Raw genomic sequence first — 18296 nt, forward strand, 5'->3', positions numbered from 1 at the left:
TAATTATCACTTTTTTATCTCTAATAAATTTATTTCTATCATCTTTCTCACCTAATAAAATAGAAAAAATAAAATCAATTTACATGATAATAGGGATGATTACTTTCATGGTATCCACTAGTATTTTTCATATTATTATACCTTTAGCATTTAATGTATTCAAATACACTTGGCTACCTCCAGCTTTATCAGTAATAGAATTAGTATTCATGGGATATGCTATTATTTGCCATAGATTTTATAGCTGGCGATATATACTATTTCTAATGATAAATTCTTCTATAATATTATCTGTCTTTGTTATACCAATCCTTTTTATAAAAAAATATATCTTTTACGAGCCTAACATAGTTATTTCACTAATTTGGGCATTAATTTTTGGACTATCTTGGAGGACAATTTGGAGATATACCGGGAAATATATTAGCTTGATTATATATGGACGGGAAAAAACACCAGTTTCAGAAATAAACACTCTCACTCATGATTTTCAAATTTCACTTTCACAAGCAACTAAGAAACTATCTAAATTACTTCAAATAGACTCTAATTATATTTCCATATCCGATGCAAATACGTATCAATTATATTCTTCTTATTTAACAAAAAATGACTCGGCATTATTAAAAGAAGAAGTTGAATATTATGCAGAAAATACACAAGATTTTAGTTTAAAGATGATTTGTGAACAAATGTCGCAACATGATTCTGCTATGGTTTTACCATTGTATGATAATGATCACATTTTAACACGTTTATTTATTACTCCACATAAAAAAAATGGATCAGTTTACTCTACTGAAGAAGTATCTGCCTTACAGCATTTACTTAAAAATGTTGAAAGCTATATTTATAGTGAATATCATATCAAAAAATCTCAAGCTATTGCACATTCTATTGCCCATGAGATGCGTAATCCATTGGCAAAAATACAAATACATCTCGAGAAAATAATTCAGTTAACAACAAGTGAGGATAAATATGTAGACAAGATCACTAGTGAAATTGAGTATGCAAAAAAAGCGATTTATAATGGTAATCAGATAATTGATACAATTCTACAAGAGGTTCATCAACCTAGCATAGATCCAAATTTAGTGAAACCTTATTCAATCCGACAATTAACCAAACAATCTATTCTAAATTATCCTTTTGAATCTGATAGTATTGCTGAACGTGTTCTCATTAATGAGAGCAATGATTTTTCAATAAATGTTCATAAAGTTCTCTTTGAATTCATAATTTTTAACTTATTACGTAATGCAATATATTATTTTCATGAATATCCTAATAGTTATATAGAAATTTATTTTGAGTCGACGGACAATTATTATTGTCAACTTAATTTTAAAGACTACGGACCAGGAATAAATTCAGTAACAAAGAAACGTATATTTGATGATTTTTTCACCTTTGAAAAACGAGGAGGAACAGGGCTAGGTCTTGGGTATTGCCAAAAAGTAATGAAACTGTTTAAAGGTTATATAGAGTGTCATTCAAACTATGGGATGTATACATTATTTACCTTGTATTTCCCAAAATCCTCTATCCCTTTAAGCAGGTTAACTCAGTATGCTGATATTAATAAAGAAAAAAAACCAAATATATTTGGAACACATATAATGGTTGTCGATGATAATAAATCCCAAAGACTCCTTATTATTCTCTATCTAAAGAAAATGGGAGTTAAAATTATTGAGGCACAGAATGGTCAAGAAGCCCTTGAAAAAATTCATCAACATAAGTTAGATATCATCTTTATGGACATACAAATGCCTTTATTGAATGGGTTTGATGCTAGCCATAAAATAAAAGAAATTTATCCTAAATTACCTATAATTGCTTTGTCTGGTGAATCGGATAAAGATGAAATACAAAAAATCAATAACATTATGGATGATAGGTTAGAAAAGCCGGTAAGAAAGAATGACTTAATAAAAATTATTGATAAGTGGTTAAATCATTGACATAAATTATTTTATTAATTAGAATAAATTATATATATTCTAACAAGTTAGTTCATATGTTTACACTTATAATAAACACTTTCATATATTAAACAAATGTCTTTTATTAATGATTTTAATTTTAGATCTGTTTTACTAGTAATATCTTTGATTATTACTTTAAACTTTTTTATTTTTTTTATTTTTTTCATTAAAAATCGTGGGCTATATTTATTCCGAACATTATATTACCCATGCATTATGTATGCCATATTTATAATTCTTTGGATATTAAGCAATATCTACTTTCATACAAGCTGGTTGGTTTCTAATGGAGAACATGATGCTATCATATTAGCTAGGTTAGCTAATATATTCTCTTCTTTTTTAATTATTTCTGCTTTTACATATTCGTGTCACCTTAGTTCAAATAAAAAGGACCGAAAAATTTCAAGATGGCAAAAATTAATTATCATTATTTTTTCAGCATTTTTTTTAATAATAAATCTCATACCTAATCTGACTATTACCAATATTAAAATAGTAAAGGCTAGTTTTTTTATAATTAATTTCGGACCATACACAGTATTATTCTTTTTTACATTTGTATTAGTTTCATTATTAACAGCAATTAACCTTCTAAGTAACAAAAATAAAACAAAAATAAAAAGAATTGAATCTATATATATCGCGATTGGCTTCATTATCACCTCAACAACGACAATATTAACTAGCGTCATTGTTACATATGCTTGTCATGACTTTGCATTAACATGGCTTCCTCCAGCTCTATCTGTAGTTGAATTAATGATAGTCGGATACACAATGATTTATCATCGCTTCTATAGTTTTAAGTACCTATCTTATATTTTCTTAAATATTTTTTTAATATCTCTTTTATACTTATCTATTCTTTTTATAATTCTCTGGAAATTCCCCGAAAGCTTAAAGAACATAAGTGCTATCATTTGGACAATCAGTTATAGCGCTAACTGGAAATTAATCTGGAAATTCACTAGTATTTATATTAGTTTATGGCTTTACCATCAAAAAGAGCCTCCAGTTAAACAAATAAAAAAAATGTCTAAAGAATTTAAATCATCGACATTTAATGCAATTAAAAAGATTTCTGATTTGCTTTATCTTGACCAAGAAACAATTCTTTTTTCAGATACTATAACCAACGATTTATATTATTCCTATTTATCAAAAAACAACTCTGCATTACTAATTGATGAACTTGAATATTATGTTGATCGCACTGATGATATACAATTAGTTAAGATCCGAGATCAAATGTCGTTAGATAATTCAGCAATTATACTTCCTTTATATGACCTCAATCATGTACTAAGTCGTCTATTTATTGCTTCACATAAAAAGAATGGGGCTCTATTTACTATTGAGGAAATATCTGCTCTTAAGCAATTACTAAAAAATATTCAAACCTATATTTTTAGCGAATATCACATCAAACAGTCGCAAGCCATCGCACAATCCATTGCCCATGAAATGCGCAATCCACTTTCTCAAATTCAGCTTCGGCTGGAAAAAATTGACAGTGAATCCACTAATATGGATTGCTATTTAGAATTACATCATGAAATTACGCAAGCTAAAAACGCCATTTATCATGGAAATCAAATTATCGATTTAATGCTTCAAGAAGCAAATCAACCCACTATTGATCCACAATCTATTCATCCTTATTCAATCAGTCAGCTTGGACAAGCGGTCATCAGCGACTATGCTTTTGATAGCGAAATCACTCAAAAACGGGTCACATTCAATCATCAGAGTGATTTTACGATTGCAGTAAATGATGTTTTATTTAGCTTTATTTTATTTAACCTCCTTCGCAATGCCATCTATTACTTCAATGAATATCCTGAAAGTACTATTGAGATCACGCTAGAGATCGCAGAACAAGAAAATTTATTACATTTCAAAGATTATGGCCCAGGCATTGAAAAACATATACAACAACGCATTTTTGATGACTTCTTTACCTACCAAAAAAGTGGCGGGACAGGCCTTGGATTAAGTTATTGTCAACGGGTAATGAATTTATTCAATGGCTATATTTCGTGTGATTCAGTTTTTGGTCAATACACAGTTTTCACGCTTCATTTTCCAAAAGTAGATCAAGCCCCCATGGCATTGCCGGAAATGCAAGAATCATCGTTGGCGACTTCTCCCCCAAAGGCTAAATCGGGTTCTGACTCTGTGATTTATGCACTGGTTACTGATGACAATCGGTCACAGCGTCAACTGCTTAGATTTTATCTTGAAAAATTGGGAATCAACGTTGAAGAGGCTGAAAATGGCAGACAAGCAATCGAAAAGGTGCAACGCTGCCCTCTTAACCTAGTTTTTATGGATATTCGAATGCCTGTCATGGATGGCTTCCAAGCCTGTAAATCGATTAAAGCACTCTACCCAACACTCCCCGTTATTGCGTTTTCAGGCGAAACCGAAGATGAAACTATGTTGCAAATCAACCAGCACATGGATGACCGTTTAGCCAAACCGACGACTAAAGAGCACTTAGAAACTATTTTAACAAAATGGGTTCCCCACTTTACCTCCATCTCAAAAATAGAATAAACAGTCCATTGATCAATTTAAATCAGCCGATTGAATCAACATGAATCATAGGGTAATAGAACCATCCAACTCTGTATACTATTTCTATGTGGCAATAGATTGATGAGCTGTTTTTCAACAAGAGGTTCCCTGCAAACCAATCGTTCTCATACATTTTCTACTTCCCCACTCATAGCCAACAAGAGCCCAATACTAAAAATATCTAAGATCTCAAAAGTGTGATTCATTTCATCGAATTTTATTTCAAATTAAATAAAAATTAGAAAAAATATTTCATTTTCTATTCAATAGCTACGTCTATACGGAGACGAACATGAACACTGATAAAGTAAAACTCGCTATTGCCCCAATCGCCTGGACTAACGATGATCTCCCAAGTCTGGGGGCGGAAAATACCTTTGAACAATGTGTCAGTGAAATGGCTCTGGCTGGTTTTACCGGTTGTGAAGTTGGCAATAAATACCCTAAAGATCCGGTCGTTTTGAAAAAGCAATTATCGATGCGAGGACTACAAATTTGTAATGCCTGGTTTAGTACGTTTTTCGCGGATGGCAAATTAGATGAAACAATCGCTGGCTTTATGGACCATATGAATTTTCTTCATACGATGGGTGCAAAAGTCATCGGTTGCTCTGAGCAAAGTGGCAGTATTCAGGGAACCGATCGTCCAATCTTTGATGATAAACCCACATTTAATGATGAGCAGTGGCATCTAGTTGCCAAAGGCTATAACAAACTTTCGGAAATGGCCGCTGAAAAAGGCATGTCAGTCTGCCTTCATCATCATATGGGCACTGCCATTCAGACGCCAGCTGAAATCGACCGTTTTATGGCTGAAGTCGAGCCATCGGTGGGGTTGTTATTAGATACAGGCCATATCTATTACTCTGAAGGCAATCAGACTGTCATTATGGATATTCTCAATCGCTATATGAATAGAATTCCACATGTCCATTTAAAAGATATTCGAGAGGAAAAACGTCAACAAGTCATCAATGAACACCGCTGTTTCTTAGATGGTGTCCGCCTTGGCGCGTTCACGGTTCCAGGAGATGGCGTCATCGATTTTAAGCCGATTTTTGACGCTTTGGATAAAGCAGGTTATGAAGGGTGGATGGTTGTTGAAGCCGAGCAAGACCCCAGTGTCGCAAACCCGCTCGAATATGCCTTCAAAGCTCGTCAATATATTCGTGAAATCGCTCATATCTAATAACTGCAACTCAGGAGAAGGAGCCCTTTTCAAATAGTAATTCATTATAACTTTGTATCATGAGTAAAATTGACTAAACGCTTTGTGAAAAAGCAGAATATAGCAAGGCGTTGCGTCTTTTGGGATGCAGGAATTAGCACTAAACAGCACACTGTAAGTGGCATAGTGAATTTGGCCACCTGATTAGAGGTGATAAACTGACCTCAGAGACGATACAGGTGAACCAATGACTAAACCAAGAAGACCTAACTTTAGCCCCGAATTCTGTCTGGAAGCGGCGCAGCTCGTTGTCGACCAAAATTACAGCGTTCGAGATGCCGCTGAAGCCATGAAGGGGTAATCTCGATACATCCAAATGGATTTCTAATTTCATGAAATATCTAGTTGAGCGATTAACCAGATATCGATACATGGGAGGGACAGCAAAGGGTAGAAACTAAAGATATTTTAAATATCATAATTATAGTGTCATGTGACACGTCACGCTCCCCTACCTCAATCCCTATTTTGGCTATACTGTTGGTGGTGACTAGGGCTAATTTTTTATCTCGCGATGTGGCTGCGTATGTAGTATTTAGGCGCAAGAAAGGACTTATTCGACGATAATCACGATCCTACCGAGACGACTTGTTTTTTTCCGATTCCAACTCATCAACGAATTTCTTAAACTGCTTCACTCCGTAAAAGAAAAACCAAGAGAAAAATATAAATAGTGGCACATAAAATACAAAGGGATGTTTTAAAAAGAATGGCATTATATTCAAATAAATAAGTGCAAAGAAAAATACAAAACCAAACAGAACAGTAACTACGGTAGTAATCAGAGTTACAGCACTAAATCTCCAAGATTCAGGCTCTCGTTTTGAAAAGACATAACGAGATAGATTAAATAGTACTCGCCACATTATTTTTCCCTTCTCTAATACCAACCATTTGTGGACGCAGATGTAGCATTTAAACGCAAGAAAAGATCCGTTCGATGCATAATTGCATACTATCGATACGGCTTTTGGTCATTTTCTGATTTCTGCTCGTCAACAAATCGCTTAAACTGCTTCACTCCGTAGAAGAAAAACCAAGATAAAAATATAATAAATGGGGAACATATAGGAAAAGTGGATGAGCGAGAAAATCATCTACTAAATTAAAATAAATAATACCGAAAAATATTAATATACTCACTATCATTGCAAATAATATCGAAATAAAGGTCACTGAAGTAATTCGCCACAATTCAGTAAAGAGGATAAAATCCTCTTTACTAACCTTACTTCACTAATCGCAAATACGGACGGGTATTCGCTGTTTTTGCTTGATTCATATCTGTGTTACCGGAGTTAACCAGCCCAATACTAAACAGCAAACCACTCAACTCATCTAAGGGGATGTGTAAAAGTTGAGCTAATTTCGACATCGATATTCCATCTTCTCGTAACGAAAGCAGAATTTTCTCAATTACTAACGAGCGTTCTCGATCGATACCATCGATTTCTCTTGTTCTAAGCCCCATCTTCCCAGCGTCAATTATTAGCGTTTTATACTGCCATTCAGATAGCACACCTACATTCTTCATTTGAACAATGAGAGCCATCGCTGACACTTTCCAGTTGTGCTTTAACTTCAAGACAGAACTGAGATTAATGAGCTTGTTTTTATAAGGTAAAACAGTTTCTTTAGGCATTAACAAATTAGCTGCGAAAGAATCTGCTTCAGCCTCGATATCTTTACCTTGAGGAACACCATGTGCATGTAGCAATAAATGACCAAGTTCATGGGCAGCATCGAATCGACTACGTTCCCCTGATTTTTGAGTATTCAAAAAAACATATGGGACATTATCTTTCCAAAATGAAAAAGCATCTACGTCTTGAGTATTTTCTGACAACGAAAAAACTCTAACTCCATTTTTTTCCAACAAATGGATCATGTTGCTGATACTTCTATGCCCTAAGTCCCATTCCGAACGAATAGCACTAGCCGCTGATGATGGTTCAATGCCTCGGTAATCAGGAACATTTGTTTTAGGCAAAGAAAACTTATTGTCAAAAAAATTATTAATTAGTACGCCTATTTCACCAGCAGCAACCGCGGCATGCATCTGAGATGCTTTCATGCGTTTTAACGCTCTGAAAGAGACTGTATCTCTGTCCACTGGTTCCAAATTATCCGTATCCATAAAAAACTCTTTAGGATAATTTAAGGCAACAGCAAAGGCTGATAATGTTTCCTCGGGTGGGTTATAGCGACAAGGCTCTTTCTCATACTCAGAAACCATTTTGGTACTCAGACCAACTTTTTCAGCTAGCAGCTTGAGTGTATATTGTCTTCTTAATCTTGCTAACCGCAATCTAGCAGGATTGAACTGTTCAAACATGTCTATATTTTCTCTGCGTTAAAAAATTCCGAATCATCCGTGAATTCAGGGGTGGAAATGTCATCAAATCCGCCATCAAATGGGATCGCTGGCAGTATTCTTCGTTCTTGCCAGTCAGAAACCTTGACTTTCCCTTCTCGAAAAAACTCAGTAACGTCGATGCTTGGGAGCGATAATTCAGCACGGATCTCTTGTTTTTCTTTATCAAGATAAAATAGAAACACCCATGTCTGGTGGGAATCAACAGGAACTGGCGAACTGGGTTCTTCATCTATAGATTGGAACAGACTAAGATTTGTACCATGCAATAGCCGCTGGGACTGATGGCCTTTAGAATTTTTTGTGCTTGGCTGAATACCATCTTCACGTTCCAACCCCGTATTATTATCGCCCCCCATGATAACTATAGTCATCCCTCTTTCCGAATTGATTAGTACCGGGTTTCCTTTCAATTGATCTTTCTCCCAGCCTTGTCCATGCTCTACGGCTAACTGTCTGAACACCCCGACAATTTCTTGCCATGCTCTAGCTCCAGCAGTAGTAACTGGATGAAACTCTGTGGCCTCATCATGCTTTTGCTTACCTGCGAGTAACGCATCTTTAAATGATTCGGCCGGAATACCGAATAACTCAAGGAGTCTATCCACATTAGTTACATCTAAATTCTGGACCCGAGTACTGAAATTATTCATAACAAGAAACCTTAAATTAGAGATTTTATCGCCACTTCCGATTTTACCCTACTTTCGGAGGATAAAACAAGAACCAAGGCTCCAGTTATTAATTTTTCTAAACATATTTTATTGGCTTACTAGGTAACGCAAGGATCGCCCATTAGAAGTTTCCAAATTACAAAATAAAATATTTTCGCTTGCTTACCGTCCAGGCTAGAGCAAACATAGGAGTACACTAATGTTTTTTATGTCAGGTTGGAGAAAAGTATGGGAATTGGTTCAGACCTAATGGTTAAACAAGCTGAAGAAGAACACGAAGAGGCGCTATATAACGAGATAATTCTTGACGCAGCTATCAGAATTGTGGTTAACGAGGATAGTAGGAAAGCGGCTATGGATGCCGCAAGGGAGTTCGTCCAAGCGCAACATGATGCTATCAGGCAGAGTGAATATGACGATGTTTCTAATACAATTCATTTCTGGAATAAATCTTTAAACGGTATTCCTATGCCTAAAGGAAAACAAGAATCACAAGTAAAAGCTATCGCACGGGAACTTAAAGAGCAATTTCCCCGATAATTTCTCGACTAGAAAAACTTGTGTCCTATCCCCTCCTTTAGGAGGGGAAAAGCGGAAGTGGTTAGTGGCGGCCTAGGTAGTGCTGGGCTTGGCGGGCGCAATCTCGGGTGAGTTTGGCTAAGTTTTCTAACTTCTGCTCTTTCATTTCTAGGTGATGGCGATGCGCCTGCAATTCGAAACGGGCAGCTTGGACGTTGAAGCCGGCTTTTTCGAGTTCGAAGAGTAATTCTGAGATTGCAGAGGGTGAATCGGAGGCATCGCCGTAGAGAAATTTAGCAGGAAAGTTCCACGGTTTGTCGAGGTCTACATGATCGAGCCCCCTCGCCTGGAATATTTTCTGGTATTGCTGCCACCAACTCATCGGGAAGTTCAGGTTGAGTTTGGGCGCGGCCAGCTCGGCTTGTTTGCCGATAAAATCCCCTTCTATGGCATCGAGATAATCGATGGCTTCACTCACTTGTTCTGGCAATAGCTGGTTGATATGTTGGACATCGAAGCGTTGATGAACGAGTTTCCAGATATCTGGATAGATATTGGCCACGCCAGTGGTAATGAGCCGTTCGACGGTTTGGCGCAGTGGGGTTAATTGTTCGGCTGTGCATTGGCGTGTTTGAACACTGACATCTGATTTAGCTTGCCGACTAAAGTAATAATCTTCTAACTTTTCGAACACATCCCATGCCTGTTCGGTTTCAAGCATTTTTGCATGCCTAGCCGCACCGCGTTCAGTCCATAGGATCACTCTACGAGCATGTTTTTTAACTAACCCGATAGAATCGGGTCTGTTCTTAAAACTTCTTAATTCAGAATGAGTTAATTTAAAGTAATACTTACCAGCGATAAAACGATTCTGATTATTCAGTTAATTATCTGAAATATTTTTCGATTCAATCGCATACAACTGCGCAAGCTGTTCTGAAGTTAAAACAGGAATGAATTTATAGGAGACAATTGATAGGTTTTCTACACTAATTTCATTAGTCATGATAACCCCCAAGGTAGTATCGGGCTTTAATCACCACCAACGGGACCAATCACTGGCGGTGAACTGAACGAGGTTGGTCCTACCGTTACCTTGGAAACAACCAGCCAATGAAGGCTGCCTCATCCCGCCCACCATAATGACGTGCTGAACTTGAATAAAAAAACCAGCAAAAAGCTGGCATTGCATGCCAAGGAAAATAAACGGGGGACCAATCCCGACACTGGGATTTTGCCAGTGAGTCTTGAAGCTCATGAAAGTTCGGGAGAAGAATAAAGAATATTTGTATAAATATAATACTTAGTTAGCATTCCCAAAGATGAATAAATAATCTTATATAAATAAACAATGCGTTAAAACAAAAGGATCGTTATCTACCATATCAAACAAAATAAGTCAAATTTTTATTGACAAATATGCTGTTCTATGTAATAATATAAATGTGGGTTTTTCCCTCAAAATAAAGATCATAACCAGACAGAATCATTCTCACCAGAACGAAACCATACCACCGAATAGGTGCTTAGTTTCTATTTGATGTATATAACTAGTACAGGAGAAATAAATATGAATAAATAAAGATAATCAATATTTAATATACGGTGATATATAATATCACTTATATTATGGAAAACCATCAACAATAGTGAATTTAATTTGCTATCAGTTCAGATTTCTAGCTCTAAAAAACCGGCTTTGATTAATTGACCAACCTATTCCTAATAAATATGTGTGCTTTTAGTTATCTTAGCCATTAAATTTGAAAGACCGGAGTACAAATGTCATGTAGAAAAATAAATGAATTTTTAAAAAAAGTAAAAAAAAACTTATCAACCTTGGAATTTAAAGATATATTGAGTTTATCAATGAATATGATACCATTCTTTCTCAATACATCTTCAATAACTCTAACACTTATATTTATAATTATTTTATTATTATTGATAATAATGTATCTTTATCCACAATGGATATATTTAATGTTTAGAAAATAACTTATTTTAATAAATTATCCACTAAACGGTCAAAACTAATTTTTTCATTTTCGTTATGTTAGATAATAAATCCAAGCTCTTAAATCAGTCGCATTAAGTTGCGTATGTCCGTTTATTTGCCGAAAGTGTGGTTCTACCAAAGTGTTATTTAAAAATTCCCCGAGCTACAGGGTATACTATATTTTTAAGCTTCATTCTCTGAGATGGTACTGAAAGGTTTAGCAAACAGCGGATTTATTCCCTAAAAAGGCGTTTTATTCGTCGCCCTCCCGACATAAATCGGGCGTGATCACACAGCCGACCACAAAAATCAGGCATAAAAAAGCCAACACTAACGGGGTTGGAGCATTCGCTTGTAAAGAGGTTCTGACGCCTCACATCGAAAAGATAGCTGATTGATCTGGAGTCAACTTATTATATTAAAATTCCAAACTGTGGGCCGAAATAATTAATATCATCTAATATCGAAATACTATAAAACATGCTAAATATAGAAACTAAATGAAAAAAGACTATAATATTTTAAATATTCAATATCATATGAGTCAGATATGAAGATAACAGAACAAACAAATATAACCAATAATAAGGATTCAGATTTATTTTTACGATGTCTCTGGAGTCAATTTAGAGCATCATTTTCTAATTATGGATGGTGCTACTCAGGCTTAAAATATCAAACCAATTATATGCTAGGTTGGTTGGACTTAGGTCTAATATCTCCAATAGAAATTTCTTTTGACTATAAAAGGAAAGGCATAATAAATAATATTTATATCTCTATTGATGAGGTAGACGCCACTGACGAAAATATAAAAAAAATAAAAAAATGCATTTCAAATTCAAGAAAAACAAAAAAAATCATGACTAAATTAGCTGCCAAAGGTCCTATATTTAGTCACTATATCCTACCTTCTTACTCTGGGGAAAATTTTTCAATAAAGCCAAATGAATCATATAATGAATTTACTTTTTCTGTTACTAGTTTTGATACTATTGACTGGCAACAAGAAGCCGATATGCGATCTTACGAAATAATTAACTTAGTATCCATGGCTCTGGCCACCCCATTATTTAGAAAAGAAGAGTTGAATGTAGAGGGTAAATATCATTTAGACAAAGAAGATCTGGACTTTTGTTTAGAAAACCTTGAAGTAATCGATAATTTTTTATCTAAGTATAGCTATCATGATAAATTTTATGAAAATATAATAGAAGCATCTTCATTATTTAAAGATTCATTAAAAATAGTATTAACCAATAAAGACTCAGAACTACTCTATTTTCATAGATTAGATGGTAATAGAGTAAATATTGGTTTAGAGATATCTATAGCCACAATAATAAGCTGCCTTGAAATAATTTCAGATATTGAATCTGAACCTATTAAAAATTGTAAAAACTGTGGGCAACCACAATACAAGATTTCGAAAAGAGTTAAAGACTTCTCATTAAAACACGGTTCTGAGCTAATAATGTCCACCATAAGAGAGGGGTACAAACTCAGATCCAAAGTTCTACACGCAGGACTTTTTTTAGGAAGAAATGGCTTTCTAAAATCTCCTTTTAACCCTAGATTTGACTATCCTTCAAAAGGAGGACTAGTCAAAAGTATGAATTCAATCCCAGAAGTATTACTGATTAATACTCGAATTATCTTTATGAATTATTTAAAAGAGCTCAATGCTCGGAATGATCTGTGACACGTCACGCTCCCTTACCTCTACCACCATTTTCCCTCTGCTGTTGGTGGTGAATTATGGGACTAAAAATTTTTTATCCCGTGGTGTAGACGCATATGAAGCATTTAGGCGCAAGAAAGGCCCCGTTCGCAACACGTTTGTGTAGATGTAAAAACGACTCAAAAACGCTGAGTGTTAAAACGGGCTTTGATTGAATGCTTCTTAGTAGTGATACCGACATTGAGCAATCAAAACTTCGTTTTCTTTAGCTTTATAAACAAGCCGATGTTCTCTATTAATCCGTCGAGACCAATAGCCTGTCCATTGATGTTTTAATGGCTCAGGATCACCAATGCCTTCAAATGGTTCTCGACTAATTTCTTTAATGAGCTGATTGATACGTTTTAATATCTTTTTATCGGTTTGCTGCCAATATAAATAATCTTCCCAGGCACTGGATGCCCACACTAACATCATTCTTCAATCAGCCCCTTTTCACTGCCATGACCACCTTCTAGTTCTGAAATGGCCGCGTTCAGCCGCTGTGCGTTCTTAGGGCTCGCCATAAGATAGGCAGTCTCTTCATACGCTTTGAAATCTTCAACGCTCATGACAATCGCAGGCTTACCATTTTGTCGAGTGATCATCACCGGCTTGTGGTCATCGTTCACATCATCAAGCGTTTTAGCTAACTGCGCTCGAAATTGTGAATAGCTCATTACATCCATCATACACCTCATTATAAGTACGGATTTTTGTACTTGTACGTATTATGGTACGGATATGAGGTTATCACAAGTCTTCAATTAAAAATTGATAGCGCTATTCCATTCCCCCCATCGAACTGCTTCGCCAACCGATTAAGAAATGCCTGTGCACTCTCATCGGCGTAATCACAGTGCTCGATTTGAATTTTTTGTAATCAAGGATGCACAAAAATATCGTAGCCAAACGGAGTGACTACATCAGAGACGATTTGCGCCAATGTGGTGTTGTCCCTGCTGGCCGATTGGCGCTTTAAAAACTCGCTGGAATCAGCCATAAAAGGCGCAACAGTCAGCTCGATTTGCACCGCTCGTGGCTGCATAGCGGCCATGCGTTGGGTGATTTGAAAGACATCGCGCTTGATATCATCAAGGTACACGGTGTACTGCTCGCCTTTCAGTGGAATGCCGTCTATATTCGATGAGTTAATAGTAAGTGAGAGCGAATCGCCCTTAGTACTGTTACCATCTTTCAGGTGCCACGATTTTAAACGTGCAAGCAGCAGCTCGGTATTCTTGGCGGTTAGTTTAAACATAGGGAGCTCACACATAAAAAGGCCAATAGGAAGTGGCCTTGGGGGGAATGAATGATAAAGAGAAGAACTAAAATTTACCCATTTTTTGGTGATAAAAATATCGGCATCTTTTTTGTCCATATAATATAGAAATTAGTCCCATAACAGCATATATCCCGAGCGTAAAATATTTGTGATTAATCATCAAATCACCAAGATAACTCAAATTAAAAGTAACTAATGCAAAAAAAATAAACACAGTAACTATGGCTGCATAAAAGGCAGCTGCTATAATCGCACACGTTTCAGCACCTTGGACGGTAATATTTCCTCGTTTAAGAAAATAATAAAGATTAAAGAAGATCTTCCACATACTCTAGGACACCTTTAAGTTCATGTTCATACAGATAGATCAATGGGTTTTGATTTATCCCCTCATGCGCCATTCCCATCTCAACACCATAATAAATCAACGTACCTGCAAATCCCCATCCACTTGCAAGTCCAATAACTGCAGCCATAAAATCCAATATACCTCCGAGGGCTCGGATTTCTATCTCCTGTGTTGAAGCACCATCTTTCCACATACTATATTCATCAAAAAGTGTTGAACCTAAAACGATAAAAATCCCTACACCACCAGTAATTTTTCCCCATTTGGTACTGAATCTAACAACCGTTCTATAAAACATTAACTCGTCAGTAAACATTAATTGTTCTGTTGCCAATTTATTTGCAGCTTTTATTTGAGCAGCACTGACAATAAAACCAACGGGACTATTTACTTTGTTATTAAAATTATTTAATTTTTGCTCCAATGAACTTGTATCTTTTTCCCAAGGTTTTAAGTCGGGTTGATCTATCTCATTATTAATATCGGGAATGTGAGTCTTTTGAGAGGTATTCATTGGGTCATCTTTTACCCATTGAATGGATGGTGTCTTTTGCAAGCTATCCTTGCGCTCACTCTGCTGACTATGAACCGCATGATCCGCCGTATTTTTTATAGCAGATAATTGCCCGCCAGCTATCGAGAGCTGTGTCGTTTTATGCTGAAAATGCGCAATAATTGCGGCCTTATTGGCCTGAGGTGAACGCTGATATCGTTCAATTATTTGAGAACACCAAATCTGAGTACCATAGAGTATCTTCTCTCTTAATAGTGGCTCATCAATACATTGAGCCCCATAGGTCATCATTTGCGACACTAATGCATCACTGTGCATCTTTAACTCTTGAACATCTTCTATGCGAGGATGATTAACAGACATATTAAAAACCTATTTGCTTAGGTCACTTGATAATAACAAACACATTAATAAAAATACATCTAGCGGTTCTCTAATAGAATCAATCCCAATTTTTCGTCACGGTTGTTTGTTTCTGCATACTCGCCGCATCCGCCAAAGTGCTAGCCATCACTTTGGCGATACCGTCGTTGATCTTGTAATTGATCAGTTGCCTCATATCGTCAAAAAATACGGGCTGGTTCTACCAAAGATTCTCGTGTACAGCCGTTTTGCTATGCTTCAAGCACGTTTTGACCAAATCAGAATTGGTATGGAGTCGTCTCAGAATCATTCAAGCAATCTGTAAAAAAGAAGTCGCTTCATATTTCTCTCATCGTCTTTGACCTGTATGATCTAAGTTAAGGGTTATTGCTCTTTTGAGGTTGAGTTTTGTTCAAATTAAACGCATTTTGCATACAGACGTAGTCTGTGTTGCCTAAAAGAGTTAGGCAAACAGGTTCAACAACAGCCAACAGCCTCTAATTTTTACCACTGTGCCCAATACTTAGGGTGTAGTATGCAATGATTTAACCAAGCATGAATTTGATTGACTAAGGAATAACAAAAGTAATCAAAAGAAATTTGATAATTTATTGAATTTTATAGGTTATTTGAGATAAACACTTGATATGGCACTACTTATTAAAGACAACTGCATTGACTGCGACATGTGTGAACCAGAATGTCCTAATCAGGCAATCTCATACGATGGGGATAAAACAAAAATTGATCCTAACCGTTGTACTGAATGCCAAGGACATTATCCTGAACCAACATGTATGAAGGTTTGCCCTATCGATTGTATTATCGTTGATCCTGAGCATCAGGAAACGCAAGAACAACTTCTGGATAAGTTTGTTCAGCTGCATGCTGATACTCTGCTAGAGAAAAAGTAAACGACCACTGTAGGGAAACAAGGTCTATGTCGCGACGTATTATACTGCTATTAGCAATCTTCATTTTGCTTATCGCAGGCATTCCATTGCTCAATGGTTGGGCCGCTTATAAAATCACAAACACCTTGATGCAAAATTCAGGATTAAAGATAAAAACGCATCAATATGATTGGGGATACTTATCAGGGCAGGAAACATTCACGGTTGCAACGCAAAATAAGCCAACCACAATCACCGTGAATAGTCACTACTTCGGATTAGGTCCAACGGCGACAGTTTTATTCAATGGTAAGCCAACGTTCACCAGTCACTGGTCTTGGCACCCTTCTAAACTCTCCATCAGTGGTGAGCATCATTATATTGGCGAAACTCAGCTCTTTCGCCATTTACAATTAACCACCATCTTATCGAACACTCAGCTGATCAATACAGCCAAACTCAGTTCTTTTCACGAAAATACCGCAACATCCTCTATTCTGGTCAAAGGCTTCGAACTGATTTCAAAAACACGCTACTCCCATTTAAAGTCTAGTCATAGGGCTCATGCTAAATGGCAATTCAAATTACATATCGACCAATTTAACTTACAAAACACGTACTACCAATGGCGTTTAAACACGCTAAACTGGCAGACGGATATCACGCCCCAACAACCTTTGAGCGATTATCAAACAGATTTTACGCTGCATCAATTACACTATCGAGGTAAAGCGCTCGCCACAAACTTAGATTATATGAAGGCCCATATCAGCATGCAGGCTTCTCGTGAAGCCATTCATCTTCTAAGTTCGGCACCATCTGGCCAATGGCATAACTGGCAGCAGCAGCTAACCCCATTAATCGCCAATGGTTTACATATTCAAATTCACCCATTACAAATAAACGATGGCAAACAGCAATTAAACCTTCATTCATCGCTAAGTATTGCGCCAACCAGTTTTAGTGATTCTTCACTAGATACCATGCTACTGTTACAAAACATCACCATGGAGTTACATGCAAACGCCGACAGCCAACTTCTTGATAAACTTTTACCTGACCCTATGTTGGCTTGGATAGAGCATGGGATTCAATCTGGACTTATCATTCAGCAGGGACAGACTCTAAAAACTAATTTGCTCTATCAACGCGGTGAACTTAAAGCGGATACAACGCCCCCAGATGAGGATGTTTAAACTGAATGCGCTAACTCGATATTCTGTTCTACAACCCAGCCCGAAAGCACTGTTAATAGGTGATGTACGGGCTGAGGCAATTCATCATAATCGATGTTATCGAGCAAATTTTTAACCTCAAGCCCAAGCTGAGTATCCCCTTCAATGCTTAATCGACGCTGAAAAAACAATGTATCAGGATCTTCCCGACGCCCTACCATCACTAAAAAGTCGTTTAAATTACCGCTAAAGCTAACATCGGCACCTTGTGCTCGAGGAAATACTTTTAACTTGCCATCAGCAAAAGTTAACATCCAGCATCCTTTAATATCGCGAACTTTGAGAGCGACCCAACGATCGGTCAAAAAATCCAATTCTCCTTCACTTGCAGACTCTTTCAGTAGCTGATTAAGCGCCAGTTCCATTACTGAACGTTGAACAGGAAACGGCACCCACTTCACGGGCAAACGGGCAAGTGTTGGTCCTTTCTGGACAAGCTGCTGCTTGAAACTTTGAAAAAGAGGCACAAATTTCTCCATTAGTATGCATTACTCCAAAGTCTAGCTATAAACACTCTCTAAAAAACTGTGCGAGGTCAAAACTGGTCACATTATCCTTCAGTAAACTTT

General features: G+C 36.5%; 15 protein-coding genes and 2 pseudogenes. 8 read left to right on the forward strand and 9 right to left on the reverse strand.

Annotated elements, in window-relative coordinates:
• Positions 1-107: 107 nt before the first annotated feature.
• The 4 genes and pseudogenes from EV690_RS10130 to EV690_RS18800 form a co-directional block, all read left to right on the forward strand.
• Positions 108-1967, forward strand: coding sequence for an ATP-binding response regulator (locus tag EV690_RS10130; protein ID WP_165872724.1), 1860 nt, complete (start codon positions 108-110; stop codon positions 1965-1967).
• A gap of 300 nt (positions 1968-2267) precedes the next feature.
• Positions 2268-4553 carry an ATP-binding response regulator gene (locus EV690_RS10135; RefSeq protein ID WP_165872725.1) on the forward strand — a complete coding sequence of 762 codons (2286 nt, stop codon included), beginning with the start codon at positions 2268-2270 and terminating at the stop codon, positions 4551-4553.
• A gap of 313 nt (positions 4554-4866) precedes the next feature.
• Positions 4867-5763, forward strand: coding sequence for a myo-inosose-2 dehydratase (iolE, locus tag EV690_RS10140; RefSeq protein WP_131912895.1), 897 nt, complete (start codon positions 4867-4869; stop codon positions 5761-5763).
• 226 nt (positions 5764-5989) lie between these two features.
• Positions 5990-6094, forward strand: a pseudogene (locus EV690_RS18800) (transposase); the annotation flags it as partial.
• A 936-nt stretch (positions 6095-7030) separates the two neighbouring features.
• On the opposite strand, the gene EV690_RS10150 reads toward EV690_RS18800, so the two are convergent.
• Positions 7031-8137 carry a helix-turn-helix domain-containing protein gene (locus EV690_RS10150; protein ID WP_131912896.1) on the reverse strand — a complete coding sequence of 369 codons (1107 nt, stop codon included), beginning with the start codon at positions 8135-8137 and terminating at the stop codon, positions 7031-7033.
• Positions 8138-8139: 2 nt separating this feature from the next.
• Complete coding sequence (locus tag EV690_RS10155) at positions 8140-8829, reverse strand: hypothetical protein (protein ID WP_131912897.1); 690 nt, start codon at positions 8827-8829, stop codon at positions 8140-8142.
• A 249-nt stretch (positions 8830-9078) separates the two neighbouring features.
• Here EV690_RS10155 and EV690_RS10160 point away from each other — a divergent pair, with 249 nt between their 5' ends.
• Positions 9079-9390 (forward strand): hypothetical protein, encoded by a 312-nt coding sequence (locus tag EV690_RS10160; RefSeq protein ID WP_131912898.1) that lies wholly within the window; start codon positions 9079-9081, stop codon positions 9388-9390.
• A gap of 625 nt (positions 9391-10015) precedes the next feature.
• Here EV690_RS10160 and EV690_RS10170 read toward each other — a convergent pair.
• Positions 10016-10375, reverse strand: a pseudogene (locus tag EV690_RS10170) (ORF6N domain-containing protein); the annotation flags it as partial.
• 30 nt (positions 10376-10405) lie between these two features.
• Complete coding sequence (locus EV690_RS10175) at positions 10406-10627, reverse strand: hypothetical protein (RefSeq protein ID WP_131912899.1); 222 nt, start codon at positions 10625-10627, stop codon at positions 10406-10408.
• 1291 nt (positions 10628-11918) lie between these two features.
• Here EV690_RS10175 and EV690_RS10180 point away from each other — a divergent pair.
• Positions 11919-13070, forward strand: coding sequence for a hypothetical protein (locus tag EV690_RS10180; protein ID WP_131912900.1), 1152 nt, complete (start codon positions 11919-11921; stop codon positions 13068-13070).
• Positions 13071-13271: 201 nt separating this feature from the next.
• Here EV690_RS10180 and EV690_RS10185 read toward each other — a convergent pair whose 3' ends face one another.
• The 4 genes from EV690_RS10185 to EV690_RS10200 form a co-directional block, all read right to left on the reverse strand.
• Positions 13272-13526 carry a Txe/YoeB family addiction module toxin gene (locus tag EV690_RS10185; protein WP_131912901.1) on the reverse strand — a complete coding sequence of 85 codons (255 nt, stop codon included), beginning with the start codon at positions 13524-13526 and terminating at the stop codon, positions 13272-13274.
• Positions 13523-13777 (reverse strand): type II toxin-antitoxin system Phd/YefM family antitoxin, encoded by a 255-nt coding sequence (locus EV690_RS10190; RefSeq protein ID WP_131913120.1) that lies wholly within the window; start codon positions 13775-13777, stop codon positions 13523-13525. The genes EV690_RS10185 and EV690_RS10190 overlap by 4 nt, the downstream gene beginning before the upstream one ends.
• 194 nt (positions 13778-13971) lie before the next feature.
• Positions 13972-14349, reverse strand: coding sequence for a hypothetical protein (locus EV690_RS10195; RefSeq protein WP_131912902.1), 378 nt, complete (start codon positions 14347-14349; stop codon positions 13972-13974).
• 332 nt (positions 14350-14681) lie between these two features.
• On the reverse strand, positions 14682-15599 hold the full coding sequence (locus EV690_RS10200) for a hypothetical protein (protein WP_131912903.1): 918 nt from the start codon (positions 15597-15599) through the stop codon (positions 14682-14684).
• Positions 15600-16246: 647 nt separating this feature from the next.
• On the opposite strand from EV690_RS10200, the gene EV690_RS10205 reads away from it, so the two are divergent.
• Together EV690_RS10205 and EV690_RS10210 are read left to right on the forward strand one after the other, a co-directional pair.
• Positions 16247-16513: a YfhL family 4Fe-4S dicluster ferredoxin gene (locus tag EV690_RS10205; RefSeq protein WP_131912904.1), complete on the forward strand. Its 267-nt coding sequence runs from the start codon at positions 16247-16249 to the stop codon at positions 16511-16513.
• 26 nt (positions 16514-16539) lie between these two features.
• The gene (locus EV690_RS10210) at positions 16540-17688 is read left to right on the forward strand and encodes a DUF945 family protein (RefSeq protein WP_131912905.1); all 1149 of its coding nucleotides are present in this window, start codon (positions 16540-16542) and stop codon (positions 17686-17688) included.
• On the opposite strand, the gene ubiT is transcribed toward EV690_RS10210, so the two are convergent.
• Complete coding sequence (gene ubiT, locus EV690_RS10215) at positions 17685-18194, reverse strand: ubiquinone anaerobic biosynthesis accessory factor UbiT (RefSeq protein WP_165872726.1); 510 nt, start codon at positions 18192-18194, stop codon at positions 17685-17687. The two genes, EV690_RS10210 and ubiT, sit on opposite strands and share 4 nt — an antisense overlap.
• Positions 18195-18296: the final 102 nt, after the last annotated feature.

This window comes from Celerinatantimonas diazotrophica, assembly GCF_004339545.1.
In the GTDB taxonomy this organism is placed as follows: Bacteria; Pseudomonadota; Gammaproteobacteria; order Enterobacterales; family Celerinatantimonadaceae; genus Celerinatantimonas; species Celerinatantimonas diazotrophica.